General features: G+C 35.5%; 17 protein-coding genes. 13 read left to right on the forward strand and 4 right to left on the reverse strand.

What is annotated here, in order from left to right; genetic code table 11:
* The first annotated feature begins 795 nt into the window (after positions 1 to 795).
* From J3U57_RS10065 to cysZ, 7 genes are all read left to right on the forward strand, one after another.
* Positions 796 to 1,554 (forward strand): Nif3-like dinuclear metal center hexameric protein, encoded by a 759-nt coding sequence (locus J3U57_RS10065; protein ID WP_267344613.1) that lies wholly within the window; start codon positions 796 to 798, stop codon positions 1,552 to 1,554.
* A gap of 97 nt (positions 1,555 to 1,651) precedes the next feature.
* Positions 1,652 to 2,530, forward strand: a complete 879-nt coding sequence (dapA, locus tag J3U57_RS10070) for a 4-hydroxy-tetrahydrodipicolinate synthase (protein ID WP_267344614.1) — start codon at positions 1,652 to 1,654, stop codon at positions 2,528 to 2,530.
* Positions 2,531 to 2,569: 39 nt separating this feature from the next.
* Complete coding sequence (gene bamC, locus J3U57_RS10075) at positions 2,570 to 3,334, forward strand: outer membrane protein assembly factor BamC (protein WP_267344615.1); 765 nt, start codon at positions 2,570 to 2,572, stop codon at positions 3,332 to 3,334.
* Between the two features lie 221 nt (positions 3,335 to 3,555).
* Positions 3,556 to 4,266: a phosphoribosylaminoimidazolesuccinocarboxamide synthase gene (gene purC / locus J3U57_RS10080; RefSeq protein WP_267344616.1), complete on the forward strand. Its 711-nt coding sequence runs from the start codon at positions 3,556 to 3,558 to the stop codon at positions 4,264 to 4,266.
* Positions 4,266 to 4,721 (forward strand): DUF441 domain-containing protein, encoded by a 456-nt coding sequence (locus J3U57_RS10085; RefSeq protein ID WP_267332928.1) that lies wholly within the window; start codon positions 4,266 to 4,268, stop codon positions 4,719 to 4,721. The genes purC and J3U57_RS10085 overlap by 1 nt, the downstream gene beginning before the upstream one ends.
* 3 nt (positions 4,722 to 4,724) lie before the next feature.
* Positions 4,725 to 6,665: a GNAT family N-acetyltransferase gene (locus tag J3U57_RS10090; protein WP_267344617.1), complete on the forward strand. Its 1,941-nt coding sequence runs from the start codon at positions 4,725 to 4,727 to the stop codon at positions 6,663 to 6,665.
* A gap of 91 nt (positions 6,666 to 6,756) precedes the next feature.
* On the forward strand, positions 6,757 to 7,536 hold the full coding sequence (cysZ, locus tag J3U57_RS10095) for a sulfate transporter CysZ (RefSeq protein WP_267344647.1): 780 nt from the start codon (positions 6,757 to 6,759) through the stop codon (positions 7,534 to 7,536).
* Positions 7,537 to 7,564: 28 nt separating this feature from the next.
* Here cysZ and J3U57_RS10100 read toward each other — a convergent pair whose 3' ends face one another.
* The 3 genes from J3U57_RS10100 to J3U57_RS10110 form a co-directional block, all read right to left on the reverse strand.
* Complete coding sequence (locus tag J3U57_RS10100; RefSeq protein ID WP_082209445.1) at positions 7,565 to 7,723, reverse strand: YpfN family protein; 159 nt, start codon at positions 7,721 to 7,723, stop codon at positions 7,565 to 7,567.
* A 104-nt stretch (positions 7,724 to 7,827) separates the two neighbouring features.
* Positions 7,828 to 8,967: a succinyl-diaminopimelate desuccinylase gene (gene dapE / locus J3U57_RS10105; RefSeq protein ID WP_267332926.1), complete on the reverse strand. Its 1,140-nt coding sequence runs from the start codon at positions 8,965 to 8,967 to the stop codon at positions 7,828 to 7,830.
* 12 nt (positions 8,968 to 8,979) lie between these two features.
* Positions 8,980 to 9,336 (reverse strand): ArsC family reductase, encoded by a 357-nt coding sequence (locus J3U57_RS10110; RefSeq protein WP_267344618.1) that lies wholly within the window; start codon positions 9,334 to 9,336, stop codon positions 8,980 to 8,982.
* A gap of 604 nt (positions 9,337 to 9,940) precedes the next feature.
* Between J3U57_RS10110 and J3U57_RS10115 the strand changes: the two genes are divergently transcribed.
* From J3U57_RS10115 to tkt, 6 genes are all read left to right on the forward strand, one after another.
* The gene (locus J3U57_RS10115; protein ID WP_267332924.1) at positions 9,941 to 10,183 is read left to right on the forward strand and encodes a FeoA family protein; all 243 of its coding nucleotides are present in this window, start codon (positions 9,941 to 9,943) and stop codon (positions 10,181 to 10,183) included.
* Entirely contained in the window at positions 10,180 to 12,507 is a 2,328-nt protein-coding gene (gene feoB / locus J3U57_RS10120; protein WP_267344620.1) for a Fe(2+) transporter permease subunit FeoB, read from the forward strand. Before J3U57_RS10115 ends, feoB begins: the two co-directional genes overlap by 4 nt.
* Positions 12,508 to 12,558: 51 nt before the next feature.
* The gene (locus J3U57_RS10125) at positions 12,559 to 12,798 is read left to right on the forward strand and encodes a FeoC-like transcriptional regulator (RefSeq protein WP_267332922.1); all 240 of its coding nucleotides are present in this window, start codon (positions 12,559 to 12,561) and stop codon (positions 12,796 to 12,798) included.
* Between the two features lie 327 nt (positions 12,799 to 13,125).
* Positions 13,126 to 13,581 (forward strand): ribose 5-phosphate isomerase B, encoded by a 456-nt coding sequence (gene rpiB, locus J3U57_RS10130; protein WP_267332921.1) that lies wholly within the window; start codon positions 13,126 to 13,128, stop codon positions 13,579 to 13,581.
* A 213-nt stretch (positions 13,582 to 13,794) separates the two neighbouring features.
* Positions 13,795 to 14,745, forward strand: coding sequence for a transaldolase (gene tal, locus J3U57_RS10135; protein WP_267332920.1), 951 nt, complete (start codon positions 13,795 to 13,797; stop codon positions 14,743 to 14,745).
* A gap of 137 nt (positions 14,746 to 14,882) precedes the next feature.
* Entirely contained in the window at positions 14,883 to 16,889 is a 2,007-nt protein-coding gene (gene tkt / locus J3U57_RS10140; protein WP_267344622.1) for a transketolase, read from the forward strand.
* 96 nt (positions 16,890 to 16,985) lie between these two features.
* On the opposite strand, the gene J3U57_RS10145 is transcribed toward tkt, so the two are convergent.
* Positions 16,986 to 17,135: a hypothetical protein gene (locus J3U57_RS10145; protein WP_267344623.1), complete on the reverse strand. Its 150-nt coding sequence runs from the start codon at positions 17,133 to 17,135 to the stop codon at positions 16,986 to 16,988.
* Positions 17,136 to 17,172 lie beyond the last annotated feature (37 nt).

Consider the following 17,172-nt stretch of genomic DNA (forward strand, 5'->3'; position numbering starts at 1 on the left):
ATTTAATCATCGTTTAAATCTTATGAATCAATCTAAATGGGATAATTCTTGTTTTAATAGTTCAATCTTTCTAATCCATTGTGAATTAAGACGTTTATAATGTTTAGGCAGATGTTTTAAACGTTGTTACAACAGTTTGTAATACATCTTAAGCTTGACTAATTTGATTGCAAATGATTGATGTACATAAAAAATAAGAAGTTTCTTCTAAGCTTGCAAAGTCACTAATTAGTGTACCAAACTCTTGGTTAGTTTGCTCTTTACCATCCAACGAAATCAAAATTTTTGTGTAAAGTCAATGACCTTCATTAGAAGAATAATCCCGATCCTTCTCTTTCTAATCAATCGAGTGTTTGCTTTAGCAAATTGTTAATCTTCATAAAGTGCGTTAACCTATTGCAATACTATTTCAGAAGCGGTTTGATAAAGACGAGTTAATGCTTTTTATAAAAGTGGAAAGCCTCGTTGGCACGATAGTTAACTTAGATAGCTTTTTTAAGCTTCACTTATCATTTTCCTACTACTTATAATTGAAACCTAACAACATTTTTAATCTATTTTATTTAACTGAATAAACATTAAAATGAATATGATAGATACTAATTGAATAATGAAAGCCTTGGTCAACTAGGGTGGTAAAAATCAATTAGTCATAATATCAGGTGAGATATTTCAAGAAAGTGTCTATAATTGGCGCTAAACAAAAGGGCTTAACATTTATCTGCTAATTTTCAGCTTTTTGTTAATGTTGTTTTAGAACAACTCTATGATTGAGTAAAAGTAGCGAGGAGCATTGTGCATAATTACGAACTGCAACAAATCATTAATACAGAACTGCAAGTTTTGCGCTATCGTGACTATGCCCCTAATGGATTGCAAGTGCAAGGGCGAAGTGAGATAAAAAAAATTGTGACAGGTGTCACAGCTTGTCAAGACTTGTTAGATAAAGCTGTTGAATTGCAAGCCGATGCGGTGTTAGTTCATCATGGCTATTTTTGGAAAAGTGAGCCACAAACAATTACTGGCATTAAGTATAAGAGGCTTAAGACATTATTATCGCATGATATTAATCTGTATGGTTATCACTTACCGCTAGATGGCCACCCCACACTTGGAAATAATATCTTATTAGCTAACATGCTTAATATTTCGGTTGAACCGCGCACTGATATCACCGATTTACTTTTTAAAGGAACACTAACCGAACCGTTAACCGCTTTTGAATTTAAGCATAAATTGGAAAAAGTCTTGCATAACAGTCAGCGTTCTATTTTATTTTGTGGAGATAATGCGCCTAAAGTGATAAAACGCGTCGCTTGGTGTAGCGGTGGCGGGCAAGATTTTATCGAAGCAGCGGCTCAGCAAGGTTATGATGCATTTTTTACCGGCGAGGTTTCTGAACGCACTATCCACATTGCACGTGAATATGGTATAAATTTTTATGCAGCAGGTCACCACGCAACGGAACGTTATGGTATTAAAAAGCTTGGCGAATGGTTAGCTAAGGAATATAGCCTTGAGGTTATTTTTATTGATATTGATAATCCTGCATAACAAAAGTTGAATTTAACTAAGAAATATCGCATACTTATTCGCAGATTTTTTATTCTTTAAAGTTGTTGTTTAAACAGATAATATGAGAGGTCATTTTATGTTTACAGGAAGTCTGGTCGCCCTTATCACACCAATGGATTCTAAAGGAAATGTGGACCACGTAAGCTTAAAAAAATTGGTCGAATATCATATTGCTAATGGCACATCTGCTATCGTGTCTGTTGGAACAACGGGTGAATCAGCGACACTTGATCATCACGAACATATCGATGTTATAAAGCGTACTGTTGATTATGCGCAAGGACGAATCAATATTATTGCTGGAACAGGCTCTAATGCCACTAAAGAAGCAATTGAATTAACTCGTCAAGTTGAAAATATTGGGGTAGTGGGGTGTTTAACTGTTGCTCCCTATTATAACAAACCGACTCAAGAAGGTATGTATCAGCATTTTAAAGCTATTGCTGAGTGTACTGCATTACCTCAAATTCTTTATAATGTACCAGGTCGCACAAGTAGCGATATCAAACCTGAGACCGTTGGTCGTTTATCAAAAATCAAAAATATTGTTGCATTGAAAGACGCAACAGGTGATCTTTCTCGCGTATATAAAACGCGAAAATTAGTGGGAGATGATTTTAAACTGTTAAGTGGTGATGATGCTACATTTTTAGATTTTATGATTTTAGGTGGTGATGGAGTGATTTCTGTTACTGCTAATGTTGCAGCAAAACAAGTTGCTACAGTTTGTCAATTAGCTGCAAACAACCAAATCAAAGAGGCTAGAGCGTTAAATGAAAGTTTATTAGCATTACATAATAATTTGTTCATTGAACCCAACCCCACGCCAGCAAAATGGGCTTGCCTAAGATTGGGCTTGATCGCTGATGGTACAATTCGTTTACCGATGATATCGCTGACTGATGCTTCAATTCCAGCGGTGGAACAAGCATTAAAAGATGCTAATTTACTGTAATTTATTTTCGTATAACTTTTAATTTATAAGCAGACATCTATGTTTAATAAAACCGTATTGCAAAATAATGTCATAAAAAAAGTCGCTATTTTGACCGCTGTTGCTTCTTTCTTTCTTGTAGGATGTGGAAGCGATCAAAACTATAAACGTGAAGTTGATGGTAATGATGACTATTTAAATTCACCAAGTTTAAAACCATTAATTGTTCCACAAGGTATTACAGTACCAGCAGAAGTTGCTGACTATTTTGTGAATAATGGCAAAATCGATGGGCCGTTAGGAAAACAAGTTGATATTCGCCCACCAGTGTTGCCGCTTTCAACGATTTCTGAAGCTTTTGTGATCTACAACAATGGTATGGTAACGTTCAATGTACCATTAAGTTATAATCTATGGGATCGAATTCCTAATATTTTAACTAACAAAAATATTCCTATTGATGGTCGTGATAATCAAACTATTAAAACGGCTAAGGCGTATATAGTACGTGCTGATGAATCGCAACAAACTGAAGCTTCATACGTTTTTAAGCGAAAAATTATGGGTAACACTGAAACCATTACACTTGGGTTGAACTCGCTAACTCGTGGTGCTGAAGATATTTCTACCCAACCAGCAGAAGTACAACGTTACGTAGTTGGTTTATTTAATATCATAATGGATGAGGTTGCACCCGAATCAGTTCGACAACCACCAGTGAAAGATCCTAAAGATGATGATGCCAAAAAGGACGCTAAGTCTGATAAAGATTCTGAGTCCATGAAGGCTTTAAAAGAAGATCTTAAAGACAACAACCGTCGATAGTTGTCGTTATCGAGTTGGTTGTTGTGATAAATCGAGTTTTTAATTAAAAAGTCGTCAGGTGTGTTATTGGTTTATCGTAATTGATGACTTTAATAATAAGTAGTATGTTGATATTTACGCTTTCAATAAATCCGAAGTAAAGATAACAACAATGAGTTCGAATTTAAGGAGCGAAAAGCTCCTTAATTATTTATTGGCTATGATGATATAAGGTTATAAGCATGAAAAAGTTGGATGAGCTTTATCGTGGTAAAGCAAAAACTGTTTACACAACAGACAACCCGGAACTACTAATATTGGAATTTCGTAACGATACCTCTGCTTTTGATGGTTTACGTATTGAGCAGTTAGATCGTAAAGGAATGGTTAATAATAAATTCAACTATTTTATTATGACATTATTACGTGATGAAGGCATTCCTACACAAGTTGCAGCCTTAATATCAGATAATGAAGTTTTAGTTAAAAAATTAGAAATGATTCCTGTTGAATGTGTCGTGCGTAATCGCGCAGCAGGCTCTTTAGTCAAACGTTTAGGCGTTGAAGAAGGCACAGTCCTTAATCCTCCAACTTTTGAATTATTTTTGAAAAATGATGCATTGCATGACCCAATGGTTAATGAATCGCACTGTAAAGCTTTTGGCTGGGCGACAGATGAGCAATTAGCCACAATGAAAGCACTAAGCTTTAAAATCAATACAATATTGACTGAATTATTTGATAAAGCTGGTTTGATTTTAGTTGATTATAAACTTGAATTTGGTTTATACAAAGGTGAAGTAACCTTAGGTGACGAGTTTTCTCCTGATGGTTGTCGTTTATGGGAAAAAGAGACGTTGAAAAAAATGGATAAAGATCGTTTCCGTCAAAGCTTAGGCGGCGTGATTGAAGCTTATGAAGAAGTCGCTAAGCGCATTGGTGTACCTTTGTAATGTTTGCTCAGTTCGATATCTCTTTTTTTCTTCTATTAGCTTTAGCTGCACTGTGTTATGTGACGCATAATAACACAGTGACCTTTGCTGTTTTGTTATTATTACTATTCAAATTAACGCCACTATCAACTTACTTCCCGCTATTAAATCAATATGGGTTAACTATTGGCATTGTGATTTTAACTGCTGCAATGATGGTTCCTTTGGCTGATGGCACTTTAAAAATTCAAGATATTTTAAAATCCTTTACGACGTGGCAATCAATGTTGGCTATCCTGGTAGGGATTGCTGTTTCGTGGTTAGGTACTCGGGGAGTATCATTAATTGGTGCTCATCCGACCATAATTAATGGTTTAATTATTGGTACATTAATTGGTGTTGCTTTTTTCAAAGGTATCCCGGTTGGACCATTGATAGCGGCAGGTATTTTATCGCTCGTGATTGGAAAAAGTTAGCTTATGTCAGGTCCAGATAGCACAAGAAAGCTCTGGGTATTAAAAGGCGAAGCAACACAATTGTTGAATCAGTTGAGTGATACAATAAATCAGCATCAAGCTGATTGGATCACCATTACTACACAGAATAATTTACCCCCTTTTTTGACTAAAACTTTTTTACCCAATCAAACCAAATCGTTATTAGGTCGAGAATTTTTGCATGCGATTTTTGATGCAACGCAAGGTTTTAATTTAGATGCTTTTGCCATGCTGGTTGGGACTTTGGTTAAAGGAAGTATACTTATATTACTTTTACCAGAAGATTTTAACCATTGGCTTGATCAAGATAGCATACGCTGGAATGAGAACAGCCAAGCTATTGAAGTTCCCAATTTTGTCAAACATCTTGAGCAAATCTTAAAGGATTTTAACATTGAATCTGATCAATTTGACTTTCCAAATATTCAAACAGCACCGCTTAGTTTAACAGAGCAACAAACTATTCTTGAACGTCTACTAATAAGTGATGCGCCAATTAAAGTGTTAATGGCTAAACGCGGACGAGGAAAATCAGCCTTAGCCGGTCTATTTAGCCATTATCACCAATCAATGATTATTACCGCACCTAACAAAAGTGCTTTAACTACGTTTTTTCGTTTTGCCAAATCATCGGTTAAATTTGTTGCGCCCGATGAATTAATAGAGGTTGGATTTGGTAGTGCTGTTGATTATTTAATTATTGACGAAGCTGCCATGATTCCACTTCCGATGCTGGAAAACTTATTGCAATTTGCATCTGAGAATAATTGCCCAGTCTTATTAACTACAACGATGGAAGGTTATGAAGGGACAGGACAGGGATTTTTATTACAATTATTTAAAAATAAATCGTGTGAGTTTTTCTACTTAACAAACCCAATACGTTGGCAAGCTGGCGATCAGCTAGAAGCTATTACTGATTGTTTACTGCTAAATGGTTTATTTTGTCAAAAACAAGATAGGCATCAGATAAACCAATCGATTGAATATAACAGGGTTAGCCGTAATAATATTACTGCATTAAAACAGATTTTTTATTTATTAAAAACTGCGCATTATCAAACAACTTTAATTGATTTAAGACGTATTTTTGATGCAAATAATCAAACTGTTTGGCAAGCAAAGCAAGAAAATTATCTTATTGCTGGAGCCATCACTATAGATGAAGGTCAGTTATCTGACAGTTTAATCGAAGCCGTGTGGCAAGGTACGCGCCGACCTAAAGGTAATTTAGTTGCTCAATCGTTGGTGGCGCATGCCGGTGAAAAATTAGCAGCTAAGCTTGCATCAGTTAGAATTAATCGTATTGCCGTTACGGAGTCTCATCGTCGCCAGCATATTGCTCAGCAATTAGTTGAACGCATTTATCAGCATGGGACTATACAAGGTAAAGATTTTATCTCGGTCAGTTATGCTTTTAATCAAGCAAACGATCAGTTTTGGTCTGCATGTGGATTTGTACTGGTTCACGTTGGTAGTCGTAAAGAAACAAGCAGTGGTAGTTATTCCGTAATGGCATTAAAACCTATCACCAAGCAGGGATTATCTTTAACCATGCAGTTAAACAAAAAATTGCAGCGTAACTGGTACTGGTTAAAAAATATTATCGATCTACCATTAGCTGATCGTTTTCAACTAAATAGCGATCAGCAACTAAACCATCAGGATCTTGATGAACTTCGTGGATTTTGTTACTATCACCGCCCTTATGAAGCAACTTATGCTGCACTTTGTCGATTGAATCAATTTAGTCATCATCAACAAAACGCTTTCAATTTACCTATCTTAAAATCATTATTGCAAGATGATAATAAATTAACACATGTGATAAAACAGTATCAATTAACCGGCAAAGCAGCTTTAATGCAGGCAATAAAGTATGAAGTTAAGCAGTGGTTAAACAATGTTGATAACAAGGCTTAAAATAATTTAATCACAAACTCAACATAAGATCATATTTTATTAGAAGGGACAAAATATGAAATTAAATAATTTTGAAAAAACAGATACCAACATGCACAGTAACAAAACAGGTTACCAGCCAAAAACTGGTCTAGAATATTTTATTAAAGGCTGGTCATTAGCTTTCAGCCCAAGCATTCGCCACTATGTCTTTTTACCTTTACTTGCTAATATTGTGATTATGTCTTTATTGTTTTATTGTTTTTTGGTATCCATAACCGGTATGGTGGACTGGGGATTATCTTTTGTTCCTAGTTGGCTTCAATGGTTAGGATACATCATTAGCTTTATTGTTGTTGTGACACTCGCTATCGTATTTTGCTATTTTTTTAGTACAGTTGCTAATATTATTGCTGCGCCATTTAATGGGCTATTAGCCGAGCATGTTGAATCTCAATTAACCGGTATGCCGGCACCTGATACTTCTTGGATAAGTTTGATTATGGATATACCCAGAATATTGGGGCGAGAATTACAAAAACTGATTCATTATCTATTATGGGCAAGTCTAATTTTTCTAACGTATTTTATTCCGGTTATTGGGCAATCGGTCACGCCTGTTATATGGTTTTTATTTACTGCTTGGCAAATTAACATTCAATATGCCGATTATGCGTTTGATAATCATAAAATTACCTTTCCTCGAATGCGTGAGCTACTAAAGCAGGATAAAACGGATAATTTAATTTATGGTATTTTAGTCAGCTTATTTACGATGATGCCGATTTTAAACCTTGTTATTATGCCTATTGCGGTTTGTGGTTCAACCGCTATGTGGGTCGATCGCTACCGCCATCAAGTCATATTCAATGACGGTCATAATAATCGTTGATGATTAACTTTGAGGTTGGTTGAATTGGTTAATCATCGTCATCATCATTATAGGGGATAGGTTTTATCCCTTTCTTTTTTTCCAGATAAGATTTGTAATTAAGTTTACTTAGCGATTTAATTGTATTAATAAAAATACCAATCAAAATAACTACAATTATCCACCAATAGTCTTTGAGCCACTCCATCTAATCACCTTTGGTTATGGTCGAAAATAAAAGCAATTATCGTTTACTGCTAAAAATAAAACTAGCAACTTATTCTTGGTATCAGTAACGATAATCTTTATTCACTAAATCGATAATAATTTTTCTAGAATGTTATGATATATTGCTGTTAACGTGATGATATCCTGACAATTTACATTCTCATTAATTTTATGAATAGTCTTATTCACTACGCCTAATTCTATCACTTGGCACCCTAATTGGGCGATAAAGCGACCATCGGAGGTCCCACCACTTGTCGAAAGTTTGGTCTCTAATTGTGTTAATTGTTTGATAGCATGTGTAGCTGCATCGGTAAGTTCTCCTTGCGGCGTTAAAAAAGGTTTACCTGATAATCGCCAAGTTAGACTATAGCTTAATTTGTGCTTTTGTAAAATTTGCTCAACCCGAGATTTAATGATCTCGTCAGTCAATTCGCTACTATAGCGAAAATTGAATTGGACTTTTAAATCACCTGGTATGACATTTTCGGCACCTGTTCCACCATTAATATTTGCTACTTGCATCGTAGTTTGTGGAAAATACTCATTGCCATTGTCCCAAATTGTTGTAACTAATTCATTTAGAGCTGGAGCAAAGCGATGCACAGGGTTATCAGCAAGGTGAGGATAAGCGACATGCCCTTGGATACCGTGGACTATTAAATTCGCTGTTAGCGAACCTCGGCGTCCATTTTTAATTTGATCACCAAGTTTTTGATCACTAGACGGTTCACCAACAATACAATAATCAATGCGCTCTTGACGTTTTTTAAGTAGATCAACAACTTTGACTGTACCATCAGAAGCATCGGCTTCTTCATCCGAGGTAATTAAAAAAGCAACACGACCAGAATGATTGGGATTGTTTTTAACAAATTGTTCAGCTGCACATACCATTGCCGCAACGCCACTTTTCATATCTGCCGCGCCACGCCCATATAGGATGCCGTTTTTATCGACTGTAGGTTGAAAAGGCGGATATAGCCATTGGCTTTCATCACCTGCTGGCACGACATCGGTATGCCCTGCAAACATTAATGTCTTTTGTGACGGCTCGCCATGATATGCCCAAAGATTTTTGGTGTGACCTAAATTTACTTCTTCTATAGTAAAGCCTAAAGGTTTTAATCGTTCAATAATCATTTGTTGACAGTTTTTATCATCAGGGCTTATTGATTTTTCAGCGATCAATGCTTTAGTTAAAGTAATAACAGGGTCTGTCATAATTATCTCGGTTTATTTTTGTGTAGCAAAAAATTGTGAATAGCTTTCGTCAGAAAAGCCTAATAAAGCGCGTTTTCCATCAATGAGTAAAGGACGTTTTAATATTGAGGGATTGGCTAACATAATATCTTTTGCCGCTTGTTCATTATCAACGTTGGCTCGAATGGTTTCATCAAGTTTACGCCAAGTTGTACCGCGAGTATTGAGTAAACTTTGCCAGTTAACTAACTGTAAAAATGAATCTAAAAGTTCTGGTGATAACCCCTCAGTTTTATAATTATGAAATTGATAGCTAATATTATGTTCATCAAGCCAAGTGAAAGCTTTTTTCATTGTATTACAATTTTTAATACCATAAATGATATACATTAAGATCTTTCCTAATCTGAATTGTTATAAAAAGATTATAACAGTTATGTGCTAAGTTCGGCAATTTGCGATTAATGTGAGCTAGTATTTTGGATAAAGATATAGTATTTAATTAACTATAGTTTTAGTTTAATTGTATTTGTGGTGGAGGTATTTTTTAGATAGATGAAGATGATCTTTTTCCTAATGTTCATAAAAATAAGATAGCGGTTGATAAGAAAGCTAGATCTTAAGGCTTATAGCGTTAATTTTCGTTGTTAATTTGATCGTTGGACGATAACTATAAAAACCTATTGCTATTATTTTAATATATAGAATTTACCAACAAGTTTTAGGGTAATCATACGGTTTAGTATAACTTGTTGTTATATAATACCGTTTTATAAAAAGATATATAAAATTGCGTTACAAACTCAATTAAAAATCTCATTTTGACACCATAATTCCACAATTATTTCTATTTTTTTAATGTTTATTTGTTTTTTTATATTGAAAAAATCATTATTATTGCGGGCTGTTCGCATTTTTAAGCTAAATTATTCTGATAATCATGACTTGAACTATACAGATTAAAACGAATGGTTCAGTAATATCTAGGAGCACAATGTCAGTCCTAACTTTAAATCAGCTTGCCTTAGGTCAGGAGGCGGTTATATCGCGCCTATTGCCTGAATCGTTACCATTTCGTCGTCGGCTGTTAGCTATGGGTGTCACGCCAGGTTGTAAAGTTTTAGTGATACGAGCCGCACCATTAGGCGATCCACTTGAAATTAAAATACGCGGTTTTTTATTATGTTTGCGGCGTAGTGAAGCGGCAACTATCGAAGTTATGGAGGTTGAGTCATGAATGTTGCACTCATTGGTAACCCAAATTGTGGTAAAACGACGCTGTTTAATTTACTTACTGGTGCAAAACAACGAGTCGGTAATTGGCCTGGTGTGACTGTTGAGCGTAAAACCGGTGTGCTTAATTATCAAAATAATCACTATACTATTATTGATTTGCCCGGTACCTATGCTATTGAATCTGATGCATTGTCGGTGTCACAAGATGAGTTAATCACGCGTCAATTTGTCTTGAGTGAAAAAGAGAGTGTAATGATCAACATTATTGATGCCACGAATTTACAACGTAGCTTATATTTAACTTTACAATTAATTGATTTACAGCTGCCAATGGTGGTTGTCTTAAATATGACTGATGCGTTAAAAATGACTGGTGAACAAATTGATACTGAAGAGTTGTCACATATACTCGGTTGTCCGGTAATTGCCATATCATCCAAAAGAAAAACGGGCATTGATTTATTATATCAACAAATTGAGAAAATTAGCTCAACTAAGCAAGTGACTCAACCTGCAATGAATACCTTAAGTCATGATCAGCAAACAGTAATTACTCGTTATATGGACGAATTGCCGGCAAACAGTCAGGTTCATCAATTTAATCGTTGGCAATTGATTGATGCTTTATTAGACGGCTCACGTTATCAATTAACCCCATGTGAATCAGAAAAACTTAACGCTTGTCGATTATTACTTTCTGCATGGTGTGATTATGAAATTGATGTTGCTTTAGCCAGTGCTCGTTATGACGTGATTGATAATGTGTGCAAAAACGTTATTAATAAACCCCGGGAGCTAAGTTCTACTTTTTCTGAAAAGCTCGATAAAATTGCGCTAGGACGAATAACAGGTATACCTCTCTTTTTGTTAGCGATGTATGTTATGTTTACGATCGCCATCAATTTTGGCTCAATTTTTATCGACTTTTTTGATGGTTTTTTTAATACTATTTTTGTTGAAGGTCTATCTTATCTATTGCATCAACTCGATGCGCCTATTTGGATGAATATTATTTTAGCTGACGGTATTGGAACGGGGATTAAGACGGTATCAACCTTTATTCCGGTTATTGCTGCTATGTTTTTTGTCTTATCTTTTTTAGAAGATTCTGGTTATTTAGCCCGTGCGGCAATGATGGTTGATAGAGCCATGCGCTGTATTGGGTTGCCTGGTAAAGCTTTTGTGCCAATGCTGGTCGGTTTTGGCTGTGGCGTACCTGCGATTATGGGAACCCGAACACTAGAAAGTACACGTGATCGTATTATGTCCATTTGTATGATTCCTTTTATGTCTTGTGGTGCAAGATTACCTGTTTATGCCTTATTTGCCGTTATCTTTTTTCCACGTCATGCATCAATGGTCGTTTTTTCTTTATATTTGCTTGGTATATTCGTTGCACTTGCTACCGGTTATATTTTAAAACTAACCTTATTAAAAGGTCAGCCAACACCTTTTATTATGGAAATGCCTGTTTATCGAATTCCGACATTACAAAGTATGTTTAAACTAACTTGGCAAAGGTTAAAAAGTTTTATTACTAAAGCCGGTAAAGCCATTGTCATTATGGTAACGGTATTGAGTTTGCTAAATTCATTGGGTACTGATGGTCGATTTGGACATGAACAATCTAATGATTCATTACTTGCTGCATTTAGTCAAACCATTACACCTGCACTTGCACCGATGGGGCTGGATAAACAAAACTGGCCAGCAACCGTTGGACTTTTTACGGGTATTTTTGCCAAAGAAGCTGTTATTGCGACATTGAACTCACTTTATTCTATGGATAACCAACAACAGCAACGCGATAACTTCGATTTTAATAACAGTATTAAAGCTTCAATATTATCGATTCCTAAAAATTTACTCGATTTTACTGATACTATTTTAGATCCATTAGGATTCTCATCTTTAAAAGAAGATATTGAAAATGATTTAGCGGTTGATTCTACTACAGTGGCTAAGATTAAAACTTCATTTATGACGTACAATGTTGCCATTGCCTATTTGATTTTTATTCTACTTTATACACCTTGTGCAGCAGCATTGGGAGCGATTTATCGTGAAGCGGGAATTAGATGGATGGTATTTGTTGCCCTGTGGACATTTATAGTAGGTTGGCTGGTTGCGACGATATATTATCAAATAACTTTATTAGGGCAATCAGTCTCGGCAATTTATTGGTTGATGGGATGCGCTGCCTTTATTGGTGCAATGATTTTGTTAATGCGTTGGTTGGGGCAATATTCGTCTCTAAATATGCCGCCTAAATTGTATCATGATACTAGCAATGGATCTCGCTGCTGTGATCCATCATCAAAGTGATCATAAAACTTATTGGAGAAGAGCAAACCTAGCGTTTGTCTTTTTACTCATATGTTAATTTCGATTCGAGATTATATTCAATTAAAAGGGCGAGCAAATCTACAAGATATTGCTCGCTATTTTCATTTGCCTGAAAGTGTAGTTGAACAAATGATGTTGTTTTGGATTAAAAAAGGCAAGATAAAGCTCTATATTATGGAGGATTCAAATGCCTGTGGAACAAAAAAATGTGTCAGTTGTGTCGGTTGTGACCTAACTGGTCAACGCATTTATACTTGGGCATCATCTTAAATAACGTCAGTTAATTCATCCTTTTCAATGAGATGTATCAACAGATAAAATAAATTTGCCGCCATCTCATTTTTCTCATGTTTCTTTAGGCTATATCAAATGTTTTTATGTTTAACCTTTGATTGTTTCTGTGAAAGAAATTAAGGTTATTAGGGCTTTTAAGTAAAAAATAATCAATAATTTTCGTCTTCTACTCATCAATAGCTTAATAAATATTTTATTTTCGAGACCTTTATCACATAACTGAAATAATTTATATTTAAATAATAACAAATGATATTAATATGAACTTATGTTCATTTTAGTAAAAGTTAGTAAGGAGAAAACATGAAATCTATTGCAATTGGCGCAGATGATGCTGCTTTTGAATTTAGAAATAGTATTGTTGAATATTTAACTAAGCAAGGTATTGAACTCGTTGATTATAGTAGTGATAAGCAGTCAGAAAATGGTTTATATCCTGATGTTGCTAATGCTGTTGCATCTGCTATTAAAGCCGGAAAACATGAGCGAGGTATTTTAATTTGTGGAACTGGAATTGGCGTAGCGATAGCTGCCAATAAAGTTCCCGGTATTCGTGCCGCTCAGTGCCATGATGTCTATTCAGCCGAACGAGCCAGAAAAAGTAATAATGCACAGATTATGACTATGGGGGCTAGAGTCATCGGGGTAGAATTAGCGAAAAAGCTCGTACAAGCATGGCTAGAATCGGAATTTGAAGGTGGTGGATCAACGGCTAAGGTTGAACGAATCTGTTATTACGATGAGTTATATTCAAAGTAATTAGGTTAGTAAGAAATTTTTTAGTTAAAGTGAAGTTAAATTCATAAAAAAATATAAAATATTGTAGTAGAACTCGCGTGTTTTTATCGACATTTTTAACTTTCTTAGTTCAAAATAACAATATAAATAGCGATTTGATAGTGTCGTTTTATTACTGAATAAATGATATGATAACTCAATTTGAAATAGCAATGTTGTAGAGGACATAGATGTATGAGTCAATTAGATGAATTCAAAAAATTAACCGTTGTAGTTGCTGATACTGGTGATATCGATTCAATTAAACAATTTTCGCCTGAAGATGCAACAACTAATCCTTCTTTAGTACTTAAAGCCGCTCAACTTCCTCAATATCGTCATTTAATCGATTCTGCTGTTGAAACTGCTAAAAAATTAGGTGGCAGTAAAGAGCAACAATTGGTCAATGCTTGTGATCAAGTTGCTGTAAATATAGGCGCTGAAATTTTAAAAATCATTCCAGGACGCATCTCAACAGAAGTTGACGCTCGCCTGTCATTTGATAAACAGGGTTGTATCGAAAAAGCACGCCGAATTATCGAACTTTATAAGCAAAAAGGGATCGATAAATCAAGAATCTTAATCAAAATTGCTTCAACGTGGGAAGGTATTAAAGCCGCAGAAGTTTTAGAAAAAGAGGGTATTAATTGTAATTTAACATTACTCTTTTCGTTTGCCCAAGCACGAGCCTGTGCAGAAGTGAATGCCTTTTTAATTTCCCCTTTTGTTGGTCGTATTTATGATTGGTATCAAGCTAAAAAACCTATTGAACCTTATGTGGCCGATCAAGATCCAGGGGTTGTTTCGGTTCGTAATATTTATAATTATTACAAACAACATGGTTATAAAACCATTGTTATGGGCGCAAGTTTCCGTAAAGTCGACCAAATTTTAGCTTTAGCTGGTTGTGATAGATTAACTATTTCGCCTAATTTACTATCAGAAATGCAACAATCTAACGCGCCAGTAGTACGTAAATTAGATCCTAATCAAACCATTGTTGCGCGCCCTACATTAATGACTGAAGCTGAATTTAGATGGCAACATAATAGTGATGCAATGGCGGTTGAAAAATTAGCTGAAGGTATTCGTGCTTTTGCTGTTGATCAAGGTAAATTAGAAGACATGATTGGTGCACTTCTCTAATTATGTACAATCGTCAGGGGGAGCGTGTTTCCCCCTCTTTTTTATTTTTTATCGTTAATTTCTTAACGATTTTTGTAAGTGTGATTTAACTTGCAAATAGTAATGATATTTAAATTAAATATTTTGGAGATAACAAAATGAATGCAACAACTTTATCTCACCGCGAACTCGCGAATGCGATAAGAGCATTAAGTATGGATGGCGTACAAAAAGCAAAATCAGGTCATCCAGGGGCTCCTATGGGAATGGCTGATATGGCCGAAGTTCTTTGGCGAGGTTTTTTAAAACATAATCCAACTAATCCTCATTGGGCAGACCGTGACCGATTTGTATTATCAAATGGCCATGCGTCAATGTTGATTTATAGCTTATTACATTTAACTGGCTATAATGTCACGATAGATGATTTAAAGAATTTTCGTCAATTGCATTCAAAAACGGCAGGGCATCCTGAATATGGTCATCTACCAGGCATTGAAACCACAACAGGCCCATTAGGTCAAGGTATCGCTAATGCGGTTGGTATGGCAATTGCAGAAAAAACATTAGCAGCCCAATTCAATAAAGCCGGTCATAATATTGTTGACCATCATACTTATGTATTTATGGGTGATGGCTGTATGATGGAAGGTATTTCTCATGAAGTCTGTTCATTAGCTGGCACCCTTAAATTAGGTAAACTTATCGCGTTTTATGATGATAATGGTATTTCAATTGATGGTGAAGTGGAAGGATGGTTCACTGATGATACTGCAAAACGTTTTGAAGCTTACGGCTGGCATGTGATTCGTGGTATTGATGGCCATGATGCGAAAGCGTTAGCTGAAGCTATCGAGCATGCACAAGCTGTAACAGATAAACCATCATTATTAATGTGTAAAACAATTATTGGTTTTGGTTCACCAAATAAAGCTGGTAGCCATGAAAGCCATGGGGCACCACTTGGTGATGCTGAAATCGAAGCCACTCGTAAAGCATTAGGATGGACATATCCGCCGTTTGAAATTCCGAAAGAATATTATGAAGCTTGGGATGCAAAAGCAAAAGGTCAGCAAAGTGAGCAAGAGTGGAATGTGCGTTTTGATGCTTATGCTATAGCCTATCCTGAATTAGCGAAAGAATTCAAACGCCGTGTTGAAGGTCAATTGCCAACTAATTGGCAACAAACAGCTAAAGATTTTATTAATAAATTACAAGCAAATCCAGCAACTATTGCAACGCGTAAAGCCTCACAAAATGCGATCGAAGCTTTTGCACCAGCACTACCAGAATTTCTTGGTGGTTCAGCGGACTTAGCACCAAGTAACTTAACCATGTGGTCAGGCTCTAAAGAGATATTGTCTAATCCTGATGGCAATTATATTCATTATGGCGTGCGTGAATTTGGTATGTCAGCGATTATGAATGGTATTGCTCTACATGGCGGATTTATTCCTTACGGTGCAACTTTCTTAATGTTTATGGAATATGCCCGTAATGCAGTAAGAATGGCTGCGTTAATGAAGATTCGTTCATTATTTATCTATACCCATGATTCAATAGGTCTAGGTGAAGATGGACCAACGCATCAACCTGTTGAACAAATGGCTAGTTTGCGCGTTACTCCAAACGTTAGTACTTGGCGACCGTGTGACCAAGTTGAATCAGCCATTGCATGGCAATATGCAATTGAACGTAAAGATGGTCCAACAGCATTGATCTTCTCAAGACAAAATCTTAAACAACAAGATCGTACAGCACAGCAATTAGCTAATGTTTATCGTGGTGGTTATGTTCTAAATGATTGTACAGGCACGCCAGATCTTATCATTATTGCGACTGGCTCTGAAGTTGAACTTGCGGTAGAAGCTTATCATCAACTTACCCAAGCAGGTAAAAAGGTTAGAGTCGTTTCAATGCCTTCAACAGATGCCTTTGACAAACAAGATCCATCTTATAAAGAATCAGTTTTACCTTCATCAGTAATAGCAAGAATTGCTATTGAAGCTGGTATTAGTGATTATTGGTATAAATATGTAGGTCTAAATGGCAAAGTTATCGGCATGACAACGTTTGGTGAATCAGGACCAGCAGAGCAATTATTTAAAGCATTTGGTTTTACTGTTGAAAATGTAATTGCCCAAGCCAATAGTTTGTTAAAATAACAACATTAAAAAACGAACTCACAACGCCATAAGCAGTAGATTGCTAATGGCGTTTTTATTTTGATAAGCTATTTTTATAAAATATTATTTAAAATACTAATTGAAAGGATTTGGATCTTTTTTCAATTTATCAAACTCGTATAAATTATTCATGTTCCAATCTTTGACTTTGATATTTTGTTGTTCGGGTATTTCTGTAATTTGATGTTGCATATAATCATGTTTGACATCTAATTGAACACCCATCCATTTGCTTTATTTTTAAATTAAGATCAAAAATCCA

The organism is Gilliamella sp. B3464 (assembly GCF_026536145.1).
Classification (GTDB): domain Bacteria; phylum Pseudomonadota; class Gammaproteobacteria; order Enterobacterales; family Orbaceae; genus Gilliamella.